Consider the following 24,099-nt stretch of genomic DNA (forward strand, 5'->3'; position numbering starts at 1 on the left):
TCTCTCCAGGGAATTCAGCGGGATGAGGCGGCGTCGCGGGCCAGCCGCGCCAGGGTGCGCGAGGCGGCCACGAAGCCGAAACTGCCGGTGACGAAGGTCGCCGCGCCGAAGCCCGAGGCGCAGTCGAGGCGGGTGGCCTCGCCGGCGGCGGGCTTGGCGTGGCAGACCTCGCCATCGGCACCGGGATAGACGAGCTGCTCGTCGGAGTAGACGCACTCCACCGAGAAGCGTCGCTTCGGGTTGCGCGAGAAGCCGTGGTCGCGCCGCAGCCGCGAGCGCACCTTGGCCAGCAGCGGGTCGTGCTCGGTGCGCGTCAGGTCGGCCACCCGGATGCGCGTCGGGTCGGTCTGGCCGCCCGCCGCGCCGGTCACGGTGATCGGCAGCTTGCGGCGCTTGCACCAGGCGATCAGCGCCGCCTTGGCGACCACGCTGTCGATGGCGTCGATCACGTGGTCCAGGTCCTCGGGCAGCCGCTCGGCCAGGTTGGTCGGGGTCACGAAGGCGGTGTCCGCCACCACCTCGATGCCGGGCTGGATGGCCCGGCAGCGCTCGGCCAGCACCTCGACCTTGGGCCGGCCGACGGTGCCGTCCAGGGCGTGCAGCTGGCGGTTGACGTTGGACACGCAGACGTCGTCGAGGTCGATCAGCGTCAGCTTGCCGATGCCGGAGCGGGCCAGGGCCTCCACGGCCCAGCTGCCGACGCCGCCGACGCCGATCACCGCCACGTGGGCGTGGCGGAAGCGTTCCAGGGCGCGGGCGCCGTAGAGGCGGCGGATGCCGCCGAAGCGCAGCTCGTGGTCGTCGGTCTCGAGGGAGGCGGGGCTCGGAAAATCGTTCATGGCAGTTCACATGGCTCGGCGGAGGGCGCGCGGCGGTTGGTGGGCAGGTGGCCCGCCCAGCCGAAGCGCCGGAACAGCGCGGTCATGGGCGCATCCAGGGCGCAGCCCAGGTCCAGGCGCCGGCCGTCCACCGGGTGGTCGAAGCTCAGGCCCACGGCGGCCAGCAGCAGCCGCGGGCAGTCGAGTCGGTCGGCGAAGAAGCGGTTGTGCACGCCCTTGCCGTGCTTGGCGTCGCCGATGATCGGGTAGCCGCGCTGGGACAGATGGCGACGGATCTGATGGCGCCGCCCGGTCAGCGGGCGCGCCTCCATCAGCGAGTAGCGGCTGGTGGGGTAGCGGTCGACCCGCACCGGCAGCTCGACGCTGTCCAGGCGCCGCACCTCGGTGACGGCCTCCATGGCCGGCATCTCGGCCTTGGGGCGACGGCCGTCCTCCTCGCGCAGGGCGTACTCCAGGCGTTCGGCGTCCGGGCCGGTGCCGCGCACCACGGCCAGGTAGCGCTTGGCCACGCGATGCTGTTCGAAGGCCTCGCCCAGGCGGCGGGCGACCTCGGACGACAGCGCGAACACCATCAGCCCCGAGGTGGGGCGGTCCAGGCGGTGCACCGGATAGACCCGCTGGCCCAGCTGGTCGCGCAGGGTCTGCAGCAGGAAATGACGCTCGCCCCGGGCCAGGGCGCTGCGATGCACCAGCAGCCCGGCCGGCTTGTGCACGGCGACCAGGTGCTCGTCGTGATGGAGGATGGGCAGCGGTTCGGTCATCGGGCGGCTCGGGGATGCGGCGAGGGCGCCCATTGTCGCCGCGCGGCGGGCGGATGTCATCCGTCGCCCTCTGCTCCGGCGCGGCGAAATATGGCAAGCTGAGGCGAGTTCCCCGACTCGCGAGACCATCATGAGCGACGACTCCCGCCCCCATCTGGTGGTGCTGACCGGCGCCGGCATCAGCGCCGAGAGCGGCATCCAGACCTTCCGCGCCGCCGACGGCCTGTGGGCCGACGAGCCCGTCGAGGCGGTCGCCACGCCGGAGGGCTGGGCCCGGGACCCGGCGCGGGTGCTGCGCTTCTACGACGCGCGCCGCGAGCGGGTGCGGCGGGCGCGCCCCAATGCCGCCCACCTCGCCCTGGCCGAGCTCGAGGCGGACGGTTTCCGGGTCAGCGTCGTCACCCAGAACATCGACGACCTTCACGAGCGGGCCGGTTCGCGCCACGTGCTGCACCTGCACGGCGAGATCCTGATGGCGCGCTCCAGCGTCGACCCGGCGCTGCGCTATCCGCTGCCCCGGGGCGGCATCCGCCTGGGGGATATGTGCGACAAGGGCGGCCAGCTGCGTCCCGACGTGGTGTGGTTCGGCGAGGCCGTGCCGGCCTATCCCGTGGCCTGCGACATCGTCGCCGAGGCCGACCTGCTGCTGGTGGTGGGCACCTCGCTGGCGGTGATGCCGGCCGCGATGCTGCTCGACGAGGCGCCGTTCGGCGCGCCCTGCGCGCTGGTCGACCCCGAGGCCGAGGCCCTGGCGCCGCGCGGGGTGACGAAGATCGCTCGGCCCGCCGGCGAGGGCGTGCCGGCGCTGGTGCGCCACTGGCGCGAGTCGCGGCGGCTTGCGATGCCGGAGGCTCCGCTCGACTGAGGGAGCGGTGGCCGGGCGTGATAGAATGCCGGCCCTTTTTCTGCTTCCTCACCTCCGGCCCGACGACCCATGCAGGACGACCCCCAACGCCCCGACCACGCCGACGTGGACCCCGCCACCGGACATTCGCGGCCGCCGCGGCGCGAGTTCAAGGCCCGCGGCAGCTTCGTGCGCCGCTGCGAGACCTGCAACCTGCCGGCGCTGAACTGCCTGTGCCCCTACAAGGTGACGGCGGACAGCCGCACCCGGGTGTGGCTGATCACCCATCCGCTGGAGCACTACAAGCCCACCAACACCGGGCGGTTGATCCGCGATGTCCTGCCGACCACCGAGGTTTTTACCTGGTATCGCACCGAGCCGGACGAACGGTTGCTGGCGATGCTCGAGGACGAGCGCTACGCGCCCTTCGTGATCTTCCCCGACGATCAGGCGGACTACGCCCACCGGGTCGTCGGCATGGAGCGCGTGGCGGCGCGGCAGGAGGAGGGGCGGATTCCGGTGTTCGTGATCCTCGACGGCACCTGGCGCCAGGCGCGGCGCATCTTCCGCAAGAGCCCCTATCTGGCCGATCTGCCGGTGCTGCCGCTCGCCACCGAGCGGCTGACCCGCTACCGGCTGCGCAAGCCGGCCTCCGAGGCCCACCTGTGCACCGCCGAGGTGGCCGCGGAGCTGCTGCGCCAGGCCGGTGACGGGGAGGCCGCCGAGCGGCTCGACGACTACTTCGACGTGTTCAACGACAGCTACGCCGCCAGCCGGCGCCACGGCAAGATCGAGACGCCGACGCCGGCCATGCGGCGGCTGCGGGCGGCCCGGGAAGGCGGTGCGTAGCGATCAGGTGGAGGCGGGAGGCTCTTCCAGGGCGCCGGGCTCCCGCTGCAGACGCTGGTCGATCAGGTCGATAGCCGCCAGCAGCGTCTCGAGCTGGTCGTCGCTGAGGTCGCTGAGCAGTTCCCGCTCGGCGCCGAGCAGCTCCTGCTGCAGGGTGGCCACGGCCTCGCGCCCCACCGGGGTCAGGAACACCCGCTTGGTGCGGCGGTCCTGCTCGTCGCTCACGCGCTGGACCTGGCCCTTGGCCTCGAGGCGGTCCAGGTGGCGCACCAGGCTGGAGCCCTCCATGCCGACGCGCTTGGCCAGCGCCTTCTGGCTGAGGCCGTCGCCGCCGGCCCCGAGATGGACCAGCGGCGCCCAGCTGGTGTCGGTGTGGCCGGCCATGGCCATGTGATGATCGAGGGCGCGCCGCCAGCGGCGCGAGACGGTGGAGAGCCGGATGCCGAAGCGCTCTCGGGCGTTGGATGCAGTCATGGTGTCAATGTTTCGTTGCTAATTATTGATCTCGAACGTATCACGCTTTCCCCACCCGCGGCCACGCTTTTGCCGTCATCCGAAGGTGGCCATTGCCCACGCCCCGGCGACCGACGACCATAGGGCCGCGGTCGACGGCGCCCGAGACGCCGACGGGGCCGCGCGATCCCATCACCATGGATCGCCAATAACTAACTCCCCATGCAAGGACACGTCATGCACTTCTTCGAGCGCTTCAATCGTCTCTTCCCCGTCTGGGCGGTGCTGCTGGCCGTGGTGGCCGCCCTCCAGCCGCAGCTCTTCAACGGTCTGGCCGGCAGCATCAAGACGCTGCTGGTGGTCATCATGTTCGCCATGGGCCTGACGCTGTCCAAGGCCGACTTCGCCCGGGTGGTGAAGTCGCCGGCGCCGATCGCCTTGGGCGTGGTGCTGCAGTTTCTGATCATGCCGGTGGCGGCGCTGGCGATCTCACGCCTGCTGGGGCTCTCCGATGCCCTGACCATCGGCATGGTACTGGTCGGCGCCACCGCCGGCGGCACCTCCTCCAACGTCATGACCTGGCTGGCCGGTGGCCGGGTGGCGCTGTCGGTGTCGATGACCATGGTCTCGACCCTGCTCTCGGTGGTGGCCACGCCGCTGCTGACCCTGCTGTTGGTCGGCGAGAGCGTCGACGTGCCGGTGGCGGGCATGCTGACCAGCATCGCCCAACTCGTGGTGGCACCGATCCTGATCGGGGTGATCGTCAATCACTGGCTGGGCGAGCGCATCGCCCGGGTCGAGCCGGCGCTGGCGAGCCTGGCGATGCTGGCCATCGTGGTGATCATCGCCATCGTGGTGGCGCTCAACGCCGGGCGCCTGGCGACCCTGGGGCCGGTCGTGGCGCTGGCAGTGATCGCCCATAACGCCATCGGCCTGGCCGGCGGCTACGGCCTGGCTCGGGCGCTGCGCTTCGACGAGCGCACCGCACGCACCATCGCCTTCGAGGTGGGGTTGCAGAACTCCGGGCTCGCCGTGGCCCTGGCCAACCAGTTCTTCAGCGCCACCGCGGCGTTGCCGGGTGCGCTGTTCTCGGTGTGGCACAACGTCTCCGGCTCGCTGCTGGCGGGCGCCTGGAAGCGTCGCCCGGCCGAGGAGGAGGCGGCGTCGGCACTGGCGTCGCGCTGAGTCGCGCCTCGCCGGCCGCACCTCGCCGGCCACAGCGATAGGACAGCAAAAGGGCCCCGGACAGCGATGTCCGGGGCCCTTGTCATTGCCGGCGTGGCAGCGGCGTCAGCCGCCGAAGAGGGCGCCGGCGATGCGGAAGCCGGCGATCCAGGTCCCGGCGGCGGAACCCAGGGTCGCGGTCAAGAACACCAGCAGGGTGCGCGAGACCCGGTTGCGCCACCAGCCCTTCACCTCGGTGACGTCGTGGCGCAGGGTGGAGAAGTCGCGCACCTTGGGCTTGCGCATGGCCAGCTCGACCCCGGCGGCCACGAAGCCGGCGCCGATGGTGGGGTTGAGCGAGGTCAGCGGGGCGGCGAACACGGTGGCGATCACCGTCAGCGGGTGGGCCAGCGCCACCAGGGTGGCGGCGCCCGAGAGCACGCCGTTGATCAAAAACCACTCGGCCACCAGCTGCCAGCCGAGCTCGGTGTTGCGCGAGAAGCCGATGGCGAAACCGGTCAGCACCAGGGCGGTGATGATCCAGGGCAGCGCCTTCCACGCCTTCGAGGGCGGCGGCGTGGCCTCGAGCGCCTCGCGCTCCGGCGTCGGCGCTTCGGGCAGCGGCTGCTCGAGGTGCTCGGCCATGCCCTTGAGGTGGCCGGCGCCGATCACCACCAGCACGTGGCGATAGCGCCCCGGCGGGCACTGCTCGGCCAGGCGCAGCGTCATGTAGCGGTCGCGCTCGCTGATCAGCGGCGTGTAGAGGGTCTCGGACTCGCTGGCGAACTCGCTGAAGGTGGACTCCAGCACGTCGCCTTCCTTGAGCCGTTCGATGTCGGCCGCGGAGACGTCCTGTCGCGACAGCACGCCGCCGAGCAGCCCCGAGAACAACGAGAAGCGCTGCCACCAGGGCACGTTGTGGTAGATGCGCTTGAGGGTCACGCCGACGTCGCGGTCGATCAGCAGCAGCGGCAGCCGGCGCTCGCGGCTGGCCTCCAGGGCGGCGCGCATCTCGGCGCCGGGCTCGATACCGGACTGCTCGGCGACGCGCTGCTGGAAGGCGCCCAGCGCCAGGCTGGCGGCGACCATGCCGGCCTTGCCCTGGCGGAAGATCTGGAACAGGTCCTGCTCGCCCAGGGCATCGGGATTGGCGAGGTTCTGATGACGCGAGTCGCACAGCTCGATGGCCACGGCGTCGAACTCGCCGGAGTCGATCAGCGCGCGCACCTCGGTGGCGCTCTCGGCGGAGACGTGGGCGGTGCCCAGCAGGGTATAGCGGGTCTCGCCCACCTGGAGAGTGCGGCGCGGACCGCCGCCGGCGGCCTGCTCGCGATCGACGGTCGCGGTGTCCTGGGAGTCGGTCATGGACGCTCGAGTTTGAAGGGTGAAGGCTCGATTATCCACGAAGCCCGCCGGCGGGCCAAACCCGCCGCGGGCGCTTGCACCGGCTTTGCTACTTGCGCCAGAACATCGGGGTAAACAGCACCAGCACCGTGAGGATCTCCAGGCGGCCCATCAGCATGCCGATGCACAACAGCCACTTGGCGGCGTCGGGCAGGGGGCCGAAGTTGCCGGCCGGGCCGATGATCTCGCCGAGGCCGGGGCCGACGTTGGCGACCGCGGTGACCGCGCCGGAAAGCGCGGTGACCAGGTCCAGGCCGAGCAGCGACAGCCCCAGCGCCAGCCCGGCGATGGTCAGGAAGAAGAAGAACGAGAAGGCGATGACGCCGCGGGTCACGTCGTCGGTCAGCGGGTGACCGTTGTAGCGGGCGGAGAAGACGCCGTTGGCGTGCACCAGGAAGCGCAGCTGGTTGCGCAGCAGGATGGACGCGACCTGGAAGCGGAACACCTTCATGCCGCCGCTGGTGGAACCGCTGCAGCCGCCGATGAAGCTGAGATAGAAGAAGGCCACGGCGGACAGGCTGCCCCAGGCCGCGTAGTCGTCGGCGGCATAGCCGGTGGTGGTGACCACCGAGACGACGTTGAAGGTCACCTGGGTGAGGGCCTCGAAGGCGTCACGGCCCTGCCAGATGCGCCAGGCGGTGAGCATCAGGATGACCATCGCCAGCAGGCCCAGCAGGCCGCGCACCTGCTGGTCCTGCCACAGTGCCATGCGGGCGCCGCGCAGCACCCGGATGTAGATCACGAAGGGCAGCGCGCCGCCGAGCATGAACAGGCTGCCCATCCACATCAGGTGCGGCCGATCGGCGTAGGCGCCGAAGGAGGCGTCCGAGTTGGCGAAGCCGCCGGTGGCCACCGAGGTCATGGCGTGGACGATGGCGTCCAGCGGCGCCATGCCGCCCAGCCAGTAGCTCGCGACCGCGGTCAGGGTCATGCCGCAGTAGATCACCAGCGTGGCCTTGGCGATGCCACCGGTGCGGGGCATCACCTTGTCGGACCAGTCCGATGACTCGGTGTGGAACAGCCGCATGCCGCCGACCTTGAGGAACGGCAGGATGGCGATGCCCATCACGATGATGCCGACCCCGCCCAGCCACTGCATCAGGCCGCGCCACAGCTTGAGGCCGTCGGAGAGGTCGTCGATGTTGCTGAGGATGGTGGAGCCGGTGGTGGTGATCCCCGAGACCGACTCGAACACCGCGTTGGAGAACGACAGCTGGGTGGCGCCCAGCACCAGCGGCAGGCTGGCGAAGCCGCTGATCGAGACCCAGCTCAGCGAGGTCAGCACGAACATCTGCCAGGGCTTGAAGCTGACCTCCACCCGCAGGGTCGAGAGCAGTATCGCCGCCGATGAGCCGATCATGATCAGGATCGACATGCCGAACGCCATGGCGTCCACGTCGCCCTCCACCAGCAGCACCAGCCAGGGCACCAGCATGAAGGCCGCCAGCACTAGCCACAGCAGGGCCAGTACCTTGAACACCGGCGCCCAGTGGCGCACCCGCTGGATGGCCGTCCGCCTCGCCAGCAGGCTCACGAGTGCGCCTCCGCGGCGCGGGCGATCGGGCGGCGAACGGCGTCATCGAACGATGGCTGGTGTGTCATGCGGATTCCCTCGCGTGCTGGCTGGCGGCGGCTCAGAAGAAGGTCAGGCCGACCTGGAAGAGCCGCTCCACGTCGCGGATGCGGCGCTTGTCGATGACGAACAGGATCAGGTGGTCGCCGGACTGGATGACCACGTCGTCGTGGGCGATCAGCACTTCCTTGCCGCGCACCACGGCACCGATGGTGGTGCCCCGCGGCAGGTCGATCTCGCCGATGGCGCGGCCGACCACCTTGGACGACTGCTGGTCGCCGTGGGCGATGGCCTCGATGGCCTCGGCGGCGCCGCGGCGCAGCGAGTGCACGTTGACGATGTCGCCGCGGCGCACGTGGGTCAGCAGGCTGCCGATGGTGGCCTGCTGCGGCGAGATGGCGATGTCGATCTCGCCGCCCTGGACCAGGTCGACGTAGGCGGCGTTGTTGATCAGGGTGAGGACCTTCTTGGCGCCCATGCGCTTGGCCAGCATCGACGACATGATGTTGACCTCGTCATCGTTGGTCAGCGCGCAGAAGATGTCGCAGTCCTCGATGTTCTCTTCCTCCAGCAGGCGCTTGCTGGTGGCGCTGCCGTGCAGCACCACGGTGCGGTCGAGGCGCTCGGAGAGCTGGGTGCAGCGCTCGATGCTGTGCTCGACGATCTTGACCTGATGGCTGTGCTCGAGGTGTTCGGCGAGGCGCTCGCCGATGTTGCCGCCGCCGGCGATGATCACCCGGCGGAAGTCGCGCTCGAGGCGCCGGAGCTCGCTCATCACCGCGCGGATGTCGCGGCGGTCGGCGATGAAGAACACCTCGTCGTCGGCCTCGATGACGGTATCGCCGCGCGGGATGATCGGCCGGTTGCGGCGATAGATGGCCGCCACCCGGGTGTCCACGCTGGGCATGTGGCGGCGCAGGAAGCCGAGCTCCTGGCCGACCAGCGGGCCACCGTAGAAGGCCTTCACCGCCACCAGCTGGACCTGGCCGCCGGCGAATTCCAGCACCTGCAGCGCGCCGGGGTGCTCGATCAGCCGGCGAATATGGTCGGTGACCACCTGCTCGGGGCTGATCAGCACGTCGATGGGCACCGCCTCGTGGGCGAACAGCCCCTTGCGGGTCAGGTAGGCGGTGGCGCGGACGCGGGCGATCTTGGTCGGCGTGCGGAACAGCGTGTAGGCGACCTGACAGGCGATCATGTTCACCTCGTCGGAGTTGGTCACCGCGATCAGCATGTCGGCGTCCTCGCAGCCCGCCTGACGCAGCACCATTGGGTAGGAGCCGGCGCCGGTCACGGTGCGGATGTCGAGCCGGGTATGAAGCTCGCGGAGCTTCTTGGCATCGGTGTCCACCACCGTGATCTCGTTCTCTTCGTGCGCCAGGTGTTCGGCCAGGGTTCCGCCGACCTGGCCGGCGCCGAGGATAATGATCTTCATCGCGTGTCACAGTCCGCAGCAAGACGGACGGCGCCGCGCGAGCGCCGTCTCTGGGTGGGCGGCAAGCCTAAACCAGCCGTGAGGGGATGAACAGAGTCGAATGGCGCTCAGTCCAGGGTGAAGCCGACCTTGATCGTGACCTGCCAGTGGGCCACCCGGCCGTGCTCGATGTGACCGCGGGTGTCGATGACCTCGAACCAGCGCATGCCGTGCAGGCTCTCCGAGGCCTTGGTCAGCGCGCCCTGCACGGCATCCTCGATGCTGGTCTCGGAGCTGCCGGTCAGCTCGATGTGCTTGTAGGTGTGGTTCATGGTGTCGTCCTCTGGCAGCGGGGAAATGGCACGCATGCCGGCGCGGGCGGCCCGGCCGGCATCCTCGGGCCGCTCAGTCGGCCCGCTTCCTCAGTCTGGCATAGAAGAAGCCGTCATGGCTGTCGGCGCTCGGCATCAGCTGGCGGCCGGCGCCGGCGGGGCGGCCCCAGGCCACGCCTTCCGGGGTAGTCACCTCGGCGTCCGGCGTGCGGGCGAGGAAGGCGGCGACCTGGTCGGCGTTCTCCTCGGGCAGCACCGAGCAGGTGGCGTAGAGCAGGGTGCCGCCCGGCGCCAGCAGCGGCCAGAGGTTGTCGAGCAGCCGGGCCTGGAGCTCGGCCAGCTTGGCGATGTCCGAGTGGCGGCGCAGGCGCTTGATGTCCGGATGGCGGCGGATCACGCCGCTGCCGGAGCAGGGGGCGTCGAGCAGCACGGCGTCGAAGGGCGTGCCGTCCCACCAGTCGCGCCGGGTGGCGTCGCCGTGGGCCAGATCGGCCTCCAGGCCGAGCCGCGACAGGGTGTCCTCGACCCGCGCCAGGCGGGTGTCGTCGCTGTCGATGGCCTGCAGGTCGACGTCGAACAGCTCGAGCAGGTGGGCGGTCTTGCCGCCCGGCGCGCAGCAGGCGTCCAGCACCCGGGCGCCGGGGCGCGGGGCGAGCGTCGGGCCGAGCAGCTCGGCGGCGAGCTGGGCCGCCTCGTCCTGCACGCTGACCAAGCCTTCCTTGAAGCCGGGCAGCTGGCCGACGTCGCAGGGCTCGTCGAGGGTCAGGCCCTCGGGCGAGTGCAGGCACAGGCGGGCGCCGATGTCCGGCGCATCGAGGCGCTCGAGGTAGCTCTCGCGGTCGCCGTGGCGGCGGTTGACGCGCAGCGTCATCGGCCCCGGCAGGTTGTTGGCCTCGCAGATCGCCCGCCAGTCGTCCGGCCAGGCCTGGCGGAAGGCCTTCAGCCACCACTTCGGATGCAGCAGCGCCACCGCCGGGTCGCGGTCGACCTCGGCCTGCAGGGGGCCGGCCTCGCGCTGCAGGCGGCGCAGGCAGCCGTTGAGCACCCGGGTGGCCCAGGGCTTGTTGATCAGCCGCGCGGCGCCGGCGGTCTCGCCCACCGCGGCGTGGGGCGGGATACGCATGTAGAGCAGCTGGTAGATGCCCACCAGCAGCAGCGCCTGGACGTCGGCATCGCGGGTCTTGAACGGCTTGTCCAGCAGCTTGCCGGCGAGCGCCTCGAGGCGGCACAGGGCGCGGCAGCTGCCGAAGCACAGCTCCTTGAACAGGCCGCGGTCACGGGACACCACCTGATGGTCGTCGAGGCTGCTGAGCGAGCCGCGGCCGGTGATCACCGGCACCAGGGCGCGGGCGGCCGCGGCGCGCACCGCCTGGCCGTTGTCGGGAGAGCGGGAGGAATGGCGCGGCTGGTTCATGCGGATGTCTCCTGGTTCGGCCGGCCCAGGCGGCTGCCGGGCGCGAAGCGCTCCGCGCGAGCCTTGAGCAGCTCGCGCACGTCGAGGGGCTTGCCGCCGGGCAGCTGGGCCCGGGTCACGCGAAGGACCTGGTCGCCGCGCTCGCCGCAGGCGATGCGCAGGGCGTCGTTGTCATGGGGCAGCAGGGTGCCGGGTTCGGCGCCTTCGTCGCCGGGGGTGGCCCGGGCGTCGGCCATCAGCAGGCGCAGGCGGTCGTCGCCCAGCGCGCACCAGGCTACCGGCCAGGGATTGAAGGCGCGGATGCGCGCGGCCAGGGCCTCGGCGGCCTCGCGGAAGTCCAGCTCGGCCTCGGCCTTGGACAGCTTGGCGGCGTAGGTGACGCCGTCCTCGGGCTGGGGCGTGGCCGCGAGGCCGTCGCCGGCCAGCGCGTCCAGCGTCTCGACCATGGCTCGCCCGCCCTGGGCGGCCAGGGCATCGTGCAGGTTGCCGCCGGTGGTGGCGGCGGTGATCGGCGTGCGGGCGATGTGCAACATGGCGCCGGTGTCGAGCCCTTCGTCCATCTGCATGATGGTCACGCCGCTCTCGGCGTCGCCGGCCTCGATGGCGCGCTGGATGGGCGCGGCGCCGCGCCAGCGCGGCAGCAGCGAGGCGTGGACGTTGATGCAGCCGAGGCGCGGGGTGTCGAGCACCGCCTTGGGCAGGATCAGGCCGTAGGCCACCACCACCATGATGTCGGCCTCGAGGGCCGCCAGCTCGGCCTGGGCCTCGGGCGTCTTCAGCGACGCCGGCTGGTAGACCGGCAGCCCTTGCTCCTGGGCCAGTGCCTTGACCGGGCTCGGGGTGAGCTTGCGGCCGCGGCCGGCGGGGCGGTCGGGCTGGGTATAGACGGCGACGACGCGATGGGAGCTCGCCAGCAACGCCGCCAGGCTTTCGGCGGCGAAGTCGGGCGTGCCGGCGAAGATGACGCGCAGGGGTCGGGACATGGGTTCGGGGCCTTGCCGGAATGAATGCCGCCCATGATAACGGAGCCGGGCCCAAACGACGAAGGCCGGCGCCCATCCGGGCACCGGCCTTCATGTCGCGAAGGGCATCGAGGCGGCTCAGGCCGGCTGGGTCAGCCGGTGGCGCTTCTGCATCTTCTTCATCACCCGGTCGCGCTTGAGCGGCGAGAGGTAGTCGACGAACAGCACGCCCTCGAGGTGGTCGTATTCGTGCTGGATGCAGTGGGCCAGCAGGCCGTCGGCTTCCAGCTCGTAGGGCTGGCCGTCGCGATCCAGCGCCTTGAGCCGGACCTTCAGCGCCCGTGGCACCTCGGCGTAGTACTCGGGCACCGACAGGCAGCCCTCCTGCATCGGCTCGCGTTCCTCGCCGATCGGGGTGTACTCGGGGTTGATCAGCACCAGCGGCGTGCTCTGATCCTCGCTGACGTCGATCACGATGACCCGACGATGCGCATCCACCTGCGTCGCCGCCAGGCCGATGCCGGGGGCGGCGTACATGGTCTCGAGCATGTCGTCGACCAGCTGGCGCACCTCGTCGTCGACCGTCTCGACCGGGGCCGCCTTGGTGCGGAGCCGCTCGTCGGGGAATTCGAGAATGGGGAGTTTGGCCATGGCGTTGGTGTCACCGTTGTGCTGTCATTCGGAAATCACGACTATTCTAGAAGCCTGCGGCGTGCCGGGAAACCGCGCTTCGCGCATCGCATCAATAGCATCAGACTATACCACGATGGCGAGGTTCCCGGTGCCGCCGCGATCATCGGCCAGGGAGCAAGGGAATGAAGCAGATCGGACGCAGCGGGCTCGTGAAGCGCTGGCTGGGGGCACTGGCGCTGGGCGTGACGACGGTCGGTGCCGTCCAGGCGCAGGGGCTGACCTGGGACGACGGGCTGCGGGGCGACGCGCCGGATCGCTATACCGTGGTGCGGGGCGACACCCTGTGGGGCATCTCCGGCCGCTTCCTGCAGCACCCCTGGCAGTGGCCCGAGGTGTGGCAGGTCAATCCCCAGATCGAGAACCCGCACCTGATCTATCCCGGCGACATCGTCACCCTGCATGACTGCGGCGGACGGCCCTGCCTGGGGCTGGAGCGCGGCCAGGGCGTGGTGCGCCTGTCGCCCGAGATGCGCACCGTTCCGCGGCGCGAGGCCATCGAACCGATTCCGCTGGAGGCGGTGCGCCTGTTCACCCGCGAGCACCGGGTCATCGACGATCCCGAGACCCTCGCCGAGCTGGCCTACGTGGTGGGCGGCGACGACCGGCGGCTGATCAGCGGCGCCGGCGATCGCTTCTATGCCCGCGGCGAGGTGCCGGCCGGCGGCCGCGTCGGCATCTATCGCCCCGGCGACCGCTATCTCGACGAGGCCACCGGCGAGGTGCTGGGCCTCGAGCTCGAGAGCGTGGGCGAGGCCCGCCAGAGGCGCCAGGAGGACGACATCGCGGTGCTCGAGGCCACCAAGGCCAGCCAGGAGATCCGCAACGGCGACATCCTCCTGCCGCTGGAAGACCGAGGCCTGGTCACCGCGTTCCAGCCGCGGGCGCCGGAGCGTCGGGTCGACGGTCGCATCCTGTCGGTGCCCGGGGGCGTGCGCTTCATCGGTCGGCTGCAGATGGTCGCGCTGGACCGCGGCACCCGCGACGGCCTGGCGCCCGGCCACGTGCTGGCGGTGGAGCAGCGCGGCGAGCTGGTCAGCGACCCGCGTACCGGCGAGATGCTGCGCCTGCCCGGCGAGGGCGCCGGCCTGGTGATGGTCGTGCGGCCCTACGAGAAGATGAGCTACGGCCTGGTGATGGAGGCCTCGCGCACCCTGGCGGTGGGCGATCGCCTGCACACCCCGGGCGCCGGGCCGGACACGGCGCAGCGCTAGGCCACCACCATGCCGATGGCCAGAGAGTGGCTGCTGCTGTCGCGCCTGCCCGGCCTCGGGCCCGCGGGGCTGGCCGAACTCGCCGCCCGCGCCCCGGCCTGGCCCGAGGGCTGGCTGGCGGTGATGCCGGCCTCGGCGGCCAAGGCCCTGCGACTGTGGCTCGACTATCCCGCCAGGAGCCCGCTGACGGCCTCGCTCGACGCCGACGAGGCCTGGCTCGCCGAGGCCCCCGGCCGGGCGCTGCTGCATCCCGATCATCCCGACTGGCCGGCGCCACTGGCCCAGATCGCCGATCCGCCGCCGGTGCTGTGGGCCTGGGGCGATCTCGGCGCGCTGGCGCCGCCGCGGCTGGCCATGGTCGGTACCCGCAAGCCGACCCGGGAGGGGCTCGCCAACGCCGCCGGCTTCGCCCGGGCGCTGGCCGAGCGCGGCTGGGGCGTGGTCAGTGGCATGGCGCTGGGCATCGACGGTGCCGCCCAGCAGGCGGCGCTGGAGGCCGGCGGGCGCAGCGTGGCGGTGCTCGGCGGCGGGGTGGACGTCATCTATCCGGCCCGCCACCGCGCCCTGCACGAGCGACTGCGTGGGCCGGGCGGCCTGCTGCTGTCCGAGCATCCGCCCGGCACCAAGCCCCACCCGGCCTTCTTCCCGCGCCGCAATCGCATCGTCACCGGGCTGTCCCGCGGCGTGCTGGTGGTGGAGGCCGCCGAGCGCAGCGGCTCGCTGGTCAGCGCCCGGCTGGCCGGCGAGCAGAGCCGCGAGGTGTTCGCCGTGCCGGGCTCGATCCACAACCCCCAGGCGCGCGGCTGCCTGGGGCTGCTGCGCGACGGCGCGGTGCTGGTGCGCGACGTCGACGACATCCTCGCCGAGCTGCCGGCCTGGAGCGCGCCGGTGGAGCCACCGCCCGTGCGAGCCGAGCCGGCGGCCACCGCGGGCGCCGACGACCCGCTGCTGGCCTGGCTCAGCGATACCCCGACGCCGGTCGATGCCCTGGTGAACCTCACCGGACTGTCGGTGGCCGAGTGCCAGCGCCGGCTGCTGGCCCTCGAGCTGGAGGGGCGCGCCGGCCCCGCCGCCGGCGGCTGGGTGCGCCTGCCGGGCCCCGGGGGAGCGTGGTAGAATCCCGGCCCATGTCGGACACCGCCGGATCCTCCACCATGACCCAGGAAACCTCCCTCGACGCCGCCGTGGCCGCCCTGCGCGCCGGCGGCGTGATCGCCTATCCCACCGAGGCCGTCTGGGGCCTCGGCTGCGACCCCGACGATGCCACCGCCCTGACAAGGCTCTTGGACCTCAAGCGCCGCGACCCGGCCAAGGGCGTGATCCTGGTGGCCGCGGATGTCGCCCAGCTGGCGCCCTGGCTGGAGGGCCTCGACGACGCCCGACGGCAGGTCCTCGCCGAGCCCCGCGACACGCCGACCACCTGGCTGGTGCCGGACAATGGCCGGGCGCACCCTCTGGTGCGCGGCGAGCACGACCGGGTGGCGCTCAGGATCAGCGACCACCCCCTGGTCGCCGCCCTGTGCCGTGCCTTCGGCGGCCCCATCGTCTCGACCTCGGCCAATCGCGCCGGCGAGCCCTCGGCGATGAGCGCCGACGAGATCCATGCCGTCTTTGGTGAGGGGACCGGCGGCGAGCTCGATGCCGTGCTCGACGGCCCCCTGGGCGGCCACGACCGCCCCAGCACCATCCGCGACCTGGTCACCGGCCGCGTGCTGCGCGACTGACTCCCCGCTTCACTGCCGATCAAGGAGGCCCCGTGGCCTACGCCCATCTCGACCCCGTGAAGACCTATCTGCTCGACCTTCAGGACCGGCTGTGCGAGGCGCTGGCCGCCGAGGACGGCCAGGCGAGCTTCCGCGAGGACGCCTGGGAGCGCGCCGAGGGCGGCGGCGGCCGCTCGCGGGTGATCGAAGACGGCGCCGTGTTCGAGAAGGGCGGCGTCAACTTCTCCCACGTCCATGGCGCGACCCTGCCGCCCTCGGCCACCGCCGCCCGGCCCGAGCTCGCCGGCCGCGGCTTCCACGCGGTGGGCGTGTCCTGGGTGCTGCACCCGACCAATCCCCACGTGCCCACCAGCCACGGCAATGTGCGCTTCCTGATCGCCGAGAAGGAAGGCGAAGACCCGGTGTGGTGGTTCGGCGGCGGCTACGATCTGACGCCCTTCTACCCGGTGCTCGAGGACGTGCGCCACTGGCACCGGGTGGCCCGGGATGCCTGCGCGCCCTTCGGCGACGACGTCTATCCGCGCTACAAGGCCTGGTGCGACGACTACTTCACTCTCAAGCACCGCGACGAGACCCGCGGCGTCGGCGGGCTGTTCTTCGACGACCTCAACGAGGGCGGCTTCGACGACTGCTTCGCCTTCCAGCGCGCGGTCGGCGACAGCTTCCTCGAGGCCTACCTGCCGATCGTCCGGCGCCGCCGCGAGACCGCCTATGGCCAGCGTGAGCGCGACTTCCAGCTCTACCGCCGCGGCCGCTACGTGGAGTTCAACCTGGTCTGGGACCGCGGCACCCTGTTCGGCCTGCAGAGCGGCGGGCGCACCGAATCGATCCTGATGTCGATGCCGCCGCTGGCGCGCTGGGAATATGCCTGGACGCCGGAAGCCGGCAGCCCCGAGGCGGACCTCTACGACAACTACCTGGCGCCCAGGGACTGGCTGGGCGAGCAGGACAAGGAGAACCCGGCATGACGGACCGCTACTGCGTCTTCGGCCACCCGATCGGCCACTCGAAGTCACCGGCCATCCACGCCGCCTTCGCTGAGCAGACCGGCGAGGCGCTCGAATACACCGCCATCGAGGCGCCGCTGGACGACTTCGCCGGCGCCTGGAGGCGTTTCGTCGAGGCGGGCGGGCGCGGCGCCAATGTCACCGTGCCGTTCAAGGAAACGGCCTACCGGCTGTGCGACGCGCTCACTCCCCGGGCCGAGCGCGCCGGCGCGGTGAACACCCTGATCCTCGAGGCTGACGGCCGCACCCGGGGCGACACCACCGACGGCGCCGGGCTGGTCGGCGACCTCAAGCGCCGCGGGGTGACGCTTGCCGGCGCGCGTATCCTGGTGCTCGGCGCCGGCGGTGCGGTGCGCGGCGTGCTGGAACCGCTGCTCGCCGAGGCCCCGGCGAGCCTGCACATCGCCAACCGCACCGCCGACAAGGCCGGCGCCCTGGCCGCGGACTTCGCGGATCTGGGGCGGGTGAGCGGCGGCGGCTTCGAATCGGTGGAAGGCCCCTTCGACGTGGTGGTCAACGGCACCAGCGCCAGCCTCGGCGGCGACCTGCCGCCGCTGCCGAACGACCTGTTCGCCCCCGGCGCCACCGCCTATGACATGATGTATGGCGCCGAGCCGACGGTCTTCCTGCGCTGGGCCGCCGAGCGCGGCGCGGCCACCATCGACGGCCTGGGCATGCTGGTGGGCCAGGCGGCCGAGTCCTTCTCTCTGTGGCGCGGGGTACGCCCGGACGTGGCCACGCTGCTGGAGTCGCTGCGCCGGGCGCTGTAGCGCCACCGGGCCGCGATCCAAGACGCCCCGAGCCGGACGACGGCTCGGGGCGTTTTTATATGTGGCTCGATAGGGGGGCTGGGTCAGGGCTCTCTATCCGCTCAAGGCTCTCTACCCGCTCAGGGCTCTCTACCCGCTCAGGGCTGTCCGCAGTTCGGCGCCCGCCCGGCCTGCTGATAGCGCTGCATCGCCTCGTTCATGCCGGATTCGAGCCCCGAGATGCGGTTGCCGTGGCTGGGGTGGGTGGACATCCACTCCGGCGGCTGGCCGCCGCCGGCGTTGGCCATGTTCTGCCACAGCGCGACGCTGGCCCGCGGGTCGAAGCCGGCATCGGCCATCAGCTTCAGGCCGATGGTGTCGGCCTCGCTCTCGTGGCTGCGCGAGAAGGGCAGCAGGATGCCGTACTGGGCGCCCATGCCCAGCGCCGCCATCACCTGCTCACCGCCGGCGCCTTCCAGGCCGGCGGCCGAGGACAGCACCGAGAGGCCGAGGTTGGTGGCGCTCTGGGTCGAGGCGCGCTCGTTGGCGTGGTGGGCCAGCACGTGGCCGATCTCGTGGCCGATGACCGCGGCCAGCTGGTCCTGATTCTCGGTGATCTCGAGCAGCCCGGTGTTCACGCCCACGTAGCCGCCGGGCAGCGCGAAGGCGTTGGCCGAGTCGTCCTCGAACACCCGCACCTGCCAGTTCTCCTGCTGCAGCTCGGCCGGCAGGGTGGCGACGATCTCCCGGGTGATGCATTGAGCGAGCCGGTAAGGGGCGCCGTCCACGGTGGTACGGTCCTGCTGATACTGGGCGAAGGCCTGGGCGCCCATCTGGTCGAGCTGATCGTCTGACATCAGGGTCAGCTGCGAGCGCCCGGTGGGTGAGGTGGTGCAGGCGGCCAGGGCGACGCTGAGCGTGCCCACGGCGAGACAGTGAATCCAGCGCATCGGAGTCCTCCTGGGGCCGGCCGTGGCAGGGCCACTGGACGGCGAATAAGGGTTCGCCACAAGATACCCCCCACGCCTGCAAGATCAACCACAAAACCTGCAATCATGGAGGACGCTCATGGACGATGAATTGTCGCAGCGCCTGCTGTCGCTGCTGGCTCGCGTCGAGCCCTGGCTGCCGCCGGCCGCCGAGGCGGTCGACTGGACGCGCGACGTGGCCGCGCTATGGGAGCGCCACGCCCTGGGCGGGCGGCTGGTGCCGGTGCCGCCGCGCGACGCCCTGGCCCTCGACGACCTGCTCGGCATCGAGCGTCAGAAGCGCCAGCTGGTCGACAATACCCGCGCCTTCCTGCGCGGTCATCCGGCCAACCACGCGCTGCTGTGGGGCGCCCGGGGCAGTGGCAAGTCGTCGCTGGTGCGGGCGCTGCTCAATGGCCTGGGCGGCGAGGGGCTGCGGCTGGTGCAGGTGGATCGCCACGATCTCGGCGCGCTGCCGTCGCTGGTGGCCCAGCTGCGCCATCTGCCGCACCGATTCGTGGTCTATTGCGACGATCTCTCCTTCGAGCAGAACGACGACGCCTACAAGGCGCTGAAGAGCGTGCTCGACGGCACCCTGACCGGCCCGCCCGAGAACGTGCTGCTCTACGCCACCTCCAACCGCCGCCACCTGCTGCCGGAGTCGATGGCCGACAACGATGCCACCCGCCTGGTCGGCGAGGAGCTCCACCACGGCGACGCCGTCGAGGAGAAGATCTCGCTGTCCGACCGCTTCGGGCTATGGCTGGCCTTCCATCCGTTCTCCCAGGACGCCTACCTCGAGGCCTGCGAGCACTGGACGCGGCGCCTCGGCGAGGCGGACGACTGGCGCGACGAGGCGCGGGCCGAGGCGGTGCGCTACGCCACCCTGCGCGGCGGACGCAGCGGCCGGGTGGCCTGGCAGTTCGCCTGCCAGTGGATCGGCCGCCAGCGCCTCTACGATCAGGGTTCCGATAACCAAGGCTGATCGCCCGGCGTGATCGCCAGCTCGCTGCCCTGCGGCAGGTCGCCGGTGCGGGCCATCTGCCGGGCCAGGTCGAGCAGCGGCGACCGCCTCGGGGGGACAGACGCAGACCGCCGGCCCGAGGGCCGGCGGTCTGCGCTATCGGCGAGCGTGCTATCGGCGAGATTCGCCCGCGCGTCGAGCGTCGACGGATGGCGACGCTGCCTGTCGTCGCCGGGCGACGTCAGCGACGACCGCGGCGCGATTCCTTGGTGCGGTCGAGCTCGCGCTTCTTGGCCTTCTCGCGGTCGCTGGCGCCGGCCATGTGGTCGTAGGGGTTCTTGCCCGAGCGGAACTCGAAGCGCATCGGCGTGCCGCGGACCTTGAGCACCTTGCGGAAGGTGTTGGTCAGGTAGCGCTTGTAGGCCTCGGACAGCGATTCGGTCTGGTTGCCGTGCACGACGATGATCGGCGGGTTGCTGCCGCCCTGGTGGGCCATGCGCAGCTTGATGCGGCGGCCATGGATCATCGGCGCCGGATGCTGCTCCACGGCGTCGTGCAGGATGTTGGTCAGGCGGTTGGTCGACCAGTGGCTGTTGGCCGAGGCGAAGGCGCGCTCGATGGACGGGTAGAGATCGCCCACCGCGGTGCCGTGCAGTGCCGAGATGAAGTGCAGGTCGGCGTAGTCGGCGAAGCCCAGGCGGCGCTTGATCTGGGCGCGCATCTTGTCCTTGGCCTCGCTCTCCAGGCCGTCCCACTTGTTGACCGCCAGCACCAGGGCGCGGCCGCTGGTCAGCACGTAGTCGAGCAGGTGCAGGTCCTGTTCCACCAAGCCCGAACGGGCGTCGAGCACCATGACGGCAACATGGCACTCCTTGATCGCCTCGAGGGTCTTGATGATCGAGAACTTCTCGGCGGTCTGGCTGACGTTCTTGCGCCGCCGCACGCCGGCGGTGTCGACCAGCACGTAGGGCTCGCCGCGCCGCTCGAAGGGAATCTCGATGGCGTCGCGGGTGGTGCCGGCCTCGTCGAAGACCACCACCCGCTCCTCGCCGAGCAGGCGATTGACCAGCGTCGACTTGCCGACGTTGGGACGGCCGATCACGCCGATGCGGATGCCCTTGGTGCCGGTGTCGAGCGGGATGTCGGCGTCGCGCTCGGGGAAGGGCGTAAGCACCTCGTCGATCAGCGCGGTGACGTTGCGGCCGTGGGCGGCGGCGATCGGATGCGGATCGCCGAGGCCGAGCTGCCAGAAGTCCGCCATGGCGGAGTGCTCTTCCAGGCCGTCGGTCTTGTTGACCACCAGCCAGGTCTTCTTCTGGTTGATGCGCAGGTGGTTGGCGATGGCTTCATCGGCCACGTTCAACCCGCTGCGGCCGTCGACCAGGAACAGCACGATGTCGGCCTCGTCGATGGCCTGCAGCGACTGCTCGGCCATGGCCGCGTCGATGCCTTCCTCGTCGCCGCTGATGCCGCCGGTGTCGATCACCGTATAGGCCTTGCCGCCGAGCGCGCCGTTGCCGTACTTGCGATCCCGGGTCAGGCCCGGGAAGTCGGCCACCAGGGCGTCGCGGGTGCGCGTCAGGCGGTTGAAGAGGGTCGACTTGCCCACATTGGGGCGGCCGACCAGTGCGATCACGGGATTCATGGTTGCAGTTCCAGGGCCTCGAGGCTGCCGTCGTCGGCCAGGGCGTAGATGCGCTTGCCGTCGGTGAGCGGGGCCACGCTGATGGCGTCGTCGATCTCGGTGCGACCGACCAGGCCGCCTTCGCGGGCGTCGATCAGGTGAAGGTAGCCCTCGAAGTCGCCCACCACCAGGCGGCCGTCGGCGAAGGCGGGGTCGGTCAGCTCGCGGCCCTCGAGCTCGTCGAGCCGCCACAGGGTCTCGCCGCTGGCGGCGTTGAGCGCGATCACGTGACTGGCCTCGTCGACCACGAACAGGAAGTCGCCGACCATGATCGGGCTGCGATAGCTGGAGATGTCGCGGGCCCAGAGGATCTCGCCGGTGGTGGCCTGCAGGGCCGCCAGGCGGCCGTTGTAGCTGGTCACGAACAGCCGGCCGTCCTGGGTCAGCAGCGGCTGGCCGGCCAGGTCGACCAGCCGCTCGATCTCGCTGCGGCCTTCGGGCACGGCGATGCGGCGCTGCCACAGCGGCTGGCCGCCGCGGTTGTCGAGGGTGACCAGGCGGCCGTTGGCCAGGCCGGCGAAGGTCACCTGGTCGATCACCCGCGGGGTGCCGGTGCTGCGCAGGGTCAGGGCGGGGCGGCTGCCGCTGTAGACCCAGCGCTCGGCGCCGCTTTCGCGGTCCAGGGCGGTCACGCTGCCGTCCACGGCCTGCACCACCAGCAGCTGGCGGTTGGCCTGGGGCGCGGCCAGCACCTCGCTGTTGACGCGGGTGCGCCACAGCACCTCGCCGTCGGACTGGTCCAGGGCCAGCACCTCGCCGTTGCGGGTGCCGAGATAGACCTGGCCGGCCACGGCGGTGAGGCCGCTGGAGGTGGCGGCATCGAGCTCGATGCGCCAGCGCGGCTCGCCGCTGTCGGCGTCGATGGCCTCGACCAGGCCACTCTGGTCGGCGGCGAACAGCAGGTCGCCGTCCCGGGTCGGGGCCAGCGGATAGCCGCCCTGACCGATGCCGTCGCCGACCTGCCCTTCCCACAGGGTCTCGACGCTGGTGGTGTTGGCGGTGTCGCCGAGCTCCTTGGGCGGATACTCGGGCTCCACCTGGCCGGCGCAGCCGGTCAGCAGGCCGAGCGCGGCGGTGGCGGCGATGGCGAGTGTGGTCTTGCTCATGAGGTCTCCTCGACGCCCAGATCGTCCAGTTTGAGTTGCACGCCGTAGAGCGGCTGGTCGCCGGTCTCGGAGAGGCTCAGGGCTTCCTGCCAGGCCTCGCGGGCGGCGTCGCGGTCGCCGAGCGCCAGATGGGCGTCGCCGCGGATGTCGGCGCGCTGGGCGGCCAGCGGCGACGGCAGGTCGCCGTCGAGGGTCGCCAGCGCCGCCTCGGCGTCGTCGCCGGCCAGCTGCAGGCGCGCCAGGCGCAACCGCGCCACGCCCTGCAGGTAGGGGCGGCCGCCCTCGGCGACCAGCGCCTCCAGGGTGGCTTCGGCGGCGTCCAGCTCGCCGGCGCCCACGGCCGCGCGGGCGTCCATCAAGCGTGCCAGGTCGGCGTAGAGGCTGTCGCCGTGATCCTCGACCAGGCTCGTCGTCAGCTCGTCGATGCGCTGGCGGGCGCCGTCATCCAGGCTGTCCTGGCTGCTCAGGGTCAGCACCTGCTGGTAGGTGGCCGAGGCCGCCTCGGCCTGGCCGGTCTGGTAGTCCTGCCAGGCGTTCCAGCCGAAGACCCCGGCGGCGGCGATCGCCGCGCCGGCGATCAGCGAGGTGCCGTTCTCCTTCCACCAGCGCTTGATCGCTTCGACCTGTTCTTCTTCCGTTCTCATCTCCGCCACGGGCGGTCTCCTTGTCGGTTCCAGAGCGTCAGGCGTCGCCTGCCAGCAGGGAGGCGAGGGTATCGGCGAGGGCGTCCTGGTCGAGGCGCTGCTGTTCGCGGTCCTCGCGCAGGAACTTGAGCGTCACGGCGTTCTCGGCCAGCTCGTCCTCGCCCAGCAGCAGGGCCAGGCGGGCGCCGCTCTTGTCGGCCTTCTTGATGCGGCTCTTGAAGCTGCCGCCGCCGCAGTGCAGCTGCACGCCGAGTTCGGGCCGCGCCTCGCGCAGGCGCTCGCCCAGCAGCAGGGCGGCCGACTCGGTGGCGTCGCTCATCGGCAGCAGGTAGACGTCCAGGTCGCCACGGGCCTCGTCGGGGACGAGGTCCAGGGTGTCGAGCAGCAGGATCAGGCGCTCGATGCCCATGGCGAAGCCGACCGCCGGCACGGCCTTGCCGCCGAGCTGCTCGACCAGGCCGTCGTAGCGGCCGCCGGCGCACACCGTGCCCTGGCTGCCCAGCGCGGTGGTGGTCCACTCGAAGACGGTGCGCGAGTAGTAGTCCAGGCCGCGGACCAGCCGCGGGTTGACCACGTAGGCGATGCCGGCGGCGTCGAGCATGGCGGTCAGGCGCTCGAAGTGCCGCTTCGATTCGTCGTCCAGGTGGTCCATCAGCCGCGGCGCGTCGGCCAGCATCGGGGCCATGTCCGGGTTCTTGGAGTCGAGGATGCGCAGCGGGTTGGTCTCGAGCCGGCGGCGGGAGTCCTCGTCGAGCACGTCCAGGTGCTGCTGGAAGTAGGCCACCAGGGTGTCGCGGTAGGCGGCGCGCGCCTCCGGCGAGCCCAGGGAATTGAGCTCCAGGGTGACGTGCTCGAACAGGCCGAGCTGCTTCCACAGCCGCGCCGAGAGCAGGATCAGCTCGGCGTCGATGTCCGGGCCCTCGAGGCCGAAGGTCTCCACGCCGACCTGATGGAACTGCCGGTAGCGGCCCTTCTGCGGGCGCTCGTGGCGGAACATCGGGCCCTGGTACCACAGCCGCTGGGTCTGGTTGTGCAGCAGGCCATGCTCCATGGCGGCGCGCACGCAGCTCGCGGTGCCCTCGGGACGCAGCGTCAGGCTGTCGCCGTTGCGGTCCTCGAAGGTGTACATCTCCTTCTCGACGATGTCGGTGACCTCGCCGATGGAGCGCTTGAACAGCGCGGTCTGCTCGACGATGGGGGTGCGGATCTCGTCATAGCCGTAACGGCTCATGAGGGTGCGCACCTGGCCCTCGAAGTACTGCCACAGCGGGGACTGCTCCGGCAGCAGGTCGTTCATGCCACGAATGGCCTGGATCTTCTTGCTCAATGCTGGCTCCTTG

At 71.3% G+C, this 24,099-nt stretch carries 24 protein-coding genes; 9 read left to right on the forward strand and 15 right to left on the reverse strand.

All coding sequences use genetic code 11. From position 1 onward, the window contains the following. Nucleotides 1-14 precede the first annotated feature (14 nt). Nucleotides 15-839, reverse strand: coding sequence for a tRNA cyclic N6-threonylcarbamoyladenosine(37) synthase TcdA (gene tcdA / locus ACGTNF_RS07840; RefSeq protein WP_016855192.1), 825 nt, complete (start codon nt 837-839; stop codon nt 15-17). Further along, entirely contained in the window at nt 836-1,600 is a 765-nt protein-coding gene (locus ACGTNF_RS07845) for a pseudouridine synthase (RefSeq protein ID WP_394601206.1), read from the reverse strand. Before ACGTNF_RS07845 ends, tcdA begins: the two co-directional genes overlap by 4 nt. 130 nt (nt 1,601-1,730) lie before the next feature. On the opposite strand from ACGTNF_RS07845, the gene ACGTNF_RS07850 reads away from it, so the two are divergent. Together ACGTNF_RS07850 and ACGTNF_RS07855 are read left to right on the forward strand one after the other, a co-directional pair. After that, nucleotides 1,731-2,465 carry an SIR2 family NAD-dependent protein deacylase gene (locus ACGTNF_RS07850; RefSeq protein WP_394601207.1) on the forward strand — a complete coding sequence of 245 codons (735 nt, stop codon included), beginning with the start codon at nt 1,731-1,733 and terminating at the stop codon, nt 2,463-2,465. A 69-nt stretch (nt 2,466-2,534) separates the two neighbouring features. Next, nucleotides 2,535-3,293, forward strand: a complete 759-nt coding sequence (locus ACGTNF_RS07855) for a tRNA-uridine aminocarboxypropyltransferase (protein ID WP_394601208.1) — start codon at nt 2,535-2,537, stop codon at nt 3,291-3,293. A 3-nt stretch (nt 3,294-3,296) separates the two neighbouring features. On the opposite strand, the gene ACGTNF_RS07860 is transcribed toward ACGTNF_RS07855, so the two are convergent. Further along, a complete protein-coding gene (locus ACGTNF_RS07860) occupies nt 3,297-3,767 on the reverse strand; it encodes a MarR family winged helix-turn-helix transcriptional regulator (protein WP_394601209.1) in 471 nt (156 codons plus the stop codon). Nucleotides 3,768-3,983: 216 nt separating this feature from the next. On the opposite strand from ACGTNF_RS07860, the gene ACGTNF_RS07865 reads away from it, so the two are divergent. Continuing rightward, a complete protein-coding gene (locus tag ACGTNF_RS07865; protein ID WP_394601210.1) occupies nt 3,984-4,931 on the forward strand; it encodes a bile acid:sodium symporter family protein in 948 nt (315 codons plus the stop codon). A gap of 105 nt (nt 4,932-5,036) precedes the next feature. Here ACGTNF_RS07865 and ACGTNF_RS07870 read toward each other — a convergent pair whose 3' ends face one another. The 7 genes from ACGTNF_RS07870 to def form a co-directional block, all read right to left on the reverse strand. Then, the gene (locus ACGTNF_RS07870) at nt 5,037-6,275 is read right to left on the reverse strand and encodes a TraB/GumN family protein (RefSeq protein ID WP_394601211.1); all 1,239 of its coding nucleotides are present in this window, start codon (nt 6,273-6,275) and stop codon (nt 5,037-5,039) included. Between the two features lie 88 nt (nt 6,276-6,363). Continuing rightward, nucleotides 6,364-7,842: a TrkH family potassium uptake protein gene (locus tag ACGTNF_RS07875; protein WP_394601545.1), complete on the reverse strand. Its 1,479-nt coding sequence runs from the start codon at nt 7,840-7,842 to the stop codon at nt 6,364-6,366. 106 nt (nt 7,843-7,948) lie between these two features. Further along, on the reverse strand, nt 7,949-9,322 hold the full coding sequence (gene trkA / locus ACGTNF_RS07880; protein ID WP_016855184.1) for a Trk system potassium transporter TrkA: 1,374 nt from the start codon (nt 9,320-9,322) through the stop codon (nt 7,949-7,951). 107 nt (nt 9,323-9,429) lie between these two features. Continuing rightward, nucleotides 9,430-9,633 (reverse strand): dodecin, encoded by a 204-nt coding sequence (locus ACGTNF_RS07885; RefSeq protein ID WP_026068441.1) that lies wholly within the window; start codon nt 9,631-9,633, stop codon nt 9,430-9,432. A gap of 73 nt (nt 9,634-9,706) precedes the next feature. Continuing rightward, on the reverse strand, nt 9,707-11,047 hold the full coding sequence (rsmB, locus tag ACGTNF_RS07890) for a 16S rRNA (cytosine(967)-C(5))-methyltransferase RsmB (RefSeq protein WP_394601212.1): 1,341 nt from the start codon (nt 11,045-11,047) through the stop codon (nt 9,707-9,709). After that, complete coding sequence (gene fmt / locus ACGTNF_RS07895; protein ID WP_394601213.1) at nt 11,044-12,030, reverse strand: methionyl-tRNA formyltransferase; 987 nt, start codon at nt 12,028-12,030, stop codon at nt 11,044-11,046. Before fmt ends, rsmB begins: the two co-directional genes overlap by 4 nt. Nucleotides 12,031-12,147: 117 nt before the next feature. After that, entirely contained in the window at nt 12,148-12,660 is a 513-nt protein-coding gene (def, locus tag ACGTNF_RS07900; RefSeq protein ID WP_016855180.1) for a peptide deformylase, read from the reverse strand. A gap of 164 nt (nt 12,661-12,824) precedes the next feature. Here def and ACGTNF_RS07905 point away from each other — a divergent pair, with 164 nt between their 5' ends. Genes ACGTNF_RS07905 through aroE form a run of 5 tightly spaced genes read left to right on the forward strand, consistent with a single transcriptional unit; the run spans nt 12,825 to nt 17,414 of the window. Continuing rightward, a complete protein-coding gene (locus ACGTNF_RS07905) occupies nt 12,825-13,913 on the forward strand; it encodes a LysM peptidoglycan-binding domain-containing protein (RefSeq protein ID WP_394601214.1) in 1,089 nt (362 codons plus the stop codon). Between the two features lie 9 nt (nt 13,914-13,922). After that, nucleotides 13,923-15,029, forward strand: a complete 1,107-nt coding sequence (dprA, locus tag ACGTNF_RS07910; protein ID WP_394601215.1) for a DNA-processing protein DprA — start codon at nt 13,923-13,925, stop codon at nt 15,027-15,029. A gap of 38 nt (nt 15,030-15,067) precedes the next feature. Beyond that, nucleotides 15,068-15,637, forward strand: a complete 570-nt coding sequence (gene tsaC, locus ACGTNF_RS07915) for an L-threonylcarbamoyladenylate synthase type 1 TsaC (protein ID WP_394601216.1) — start codon at nt 15,068-15,070, stop codon at nt 15,635-15,637. Between the two features lie 32 nt (nt 15,638-15,669). Further along, nucleotides 15,670-16,605, forward strand: coding sequence for an oxygen-dependent coproporphyrinogen oxidase (gene hemF, locus ACGTNF_RS07920; protein ID WP_394601217.1), 936 nt, complete (start codon nt 15,670-15,672; stop codon nt 16,603-16,605). Further along, nucleotides 16,602-17,414 (forward strand): shikimate dehydrogenase, encoded by an 813-nt coding sequence (gene aroE / locus ACGTNF_RS07925; RefSeq protein ID WP_394601218.1) that lies wholly within the window; start codon nt 16,602-16,604, stop codon nt 17,412-17,414. The genes hemF and aroE overlap by 4 nt, the downstream gene beginning before the upstream one ends. Before the next feature lie 137 nt (nt 17,415-17,551). On the opposite strand, the gene ACGTNF_RS07930 is transcribed toward aroE, so the two are convergent. Next, entirely contained in the window at nt 17,552-18,343 is a 792-nt protein-coding gene (locus ACGTNF_RS07930) for a M48 family metallopeptidase (RefSeq protein ID WP_394601219.1), read from the reverse strand. 118 nt (nt 18,344-18,461) lie between these two features. On the opposite strand from ACGTNF_RS07930, the gene ACGTNF_RS07935 reads away from it, so the two are divergent. Next, nucleotides 18,462-19,346, forward strand: coding sequence for an ATP-binding protein (locus ACGTNF_RS07935; RefSeq protein ID WP_152477987.1), 885 nt, complete (start codon nt 18,462-18,464; stop codon nt 19,344-19,346). 220 nt (nt 19,347-19,566) lie between these two features. Here ACGTNF_RS07935 and der read toward each other — a convergent pair whose 3' ends face one another. From der to hisS, 4 genes are read right to left on the reverse strand one after another with little or no spacing between them, the layout of a single operon-like run. Next, nucleotides 19,567-20,970: a ribosome biogenesis GTPase Der gene (gene der, locus ACGTNF_RS07940; protein WP_394601220.1), complete on the reverse strand. Its 1,404-nt coding sequence runs from the start codon at nt 20,968-20,970 to the stop codon at nt 19,567-19,569. Continuing rightward, nucleotides 20,967-22,115 (reverse strand): outer membrane protein assembly factor BamB, encoded by a 1,149-nt coding sequence (gene bamB, locus ACGTNF_RS07945; RefSeq protein ID WP_394601221.1) that lies wholly within the window; start codon nt 22,113-22,115, stop codon nt 20,967-20,969. Before bamB ends, der begins: the two co-directional genes overlap by 4 nt. Continuing rightward, nucleotides 22,112-22,768, reverse strand: a complete 657-nt coding sequence (locus ACGTNF_RS07950) for a YfgM family protein (protein ID WP_394601222.1) — start codon at nt 22,766-22,768, stop codon at nt 22,112-22,114. Before ACGTNF_RS07950 ends, bamB begins: the two co-directional genes overlap by 4 nt. 28 nt (nt 22,769-22,796) lie before the next feature. Further along, complete coding sequence (hisS, locus tag ACGTNF_RS07955; RefSeq protein WP_394601223.1) at nt 22,797-24,086, reverse strand: histidine--tRNA ligase; 1,290 nt, start codon at nt 24,084-24,086, stop codon at nt 22,797-22,799. Between the last annotated feature and the right edge of the window lie 13 nt (nt 24,087-24,099).

Source organism: Halomonas sp. B23F22_10 (genome assembly GCF_043496975.1).
Taxonomy (GTDB): domain Bacteria; phylum Pseudomonadota; class Gammaproteobacteria; order Pseudomonadales; family Halomonadaceae; genus Halomonas; species Halomonas smyrnensis.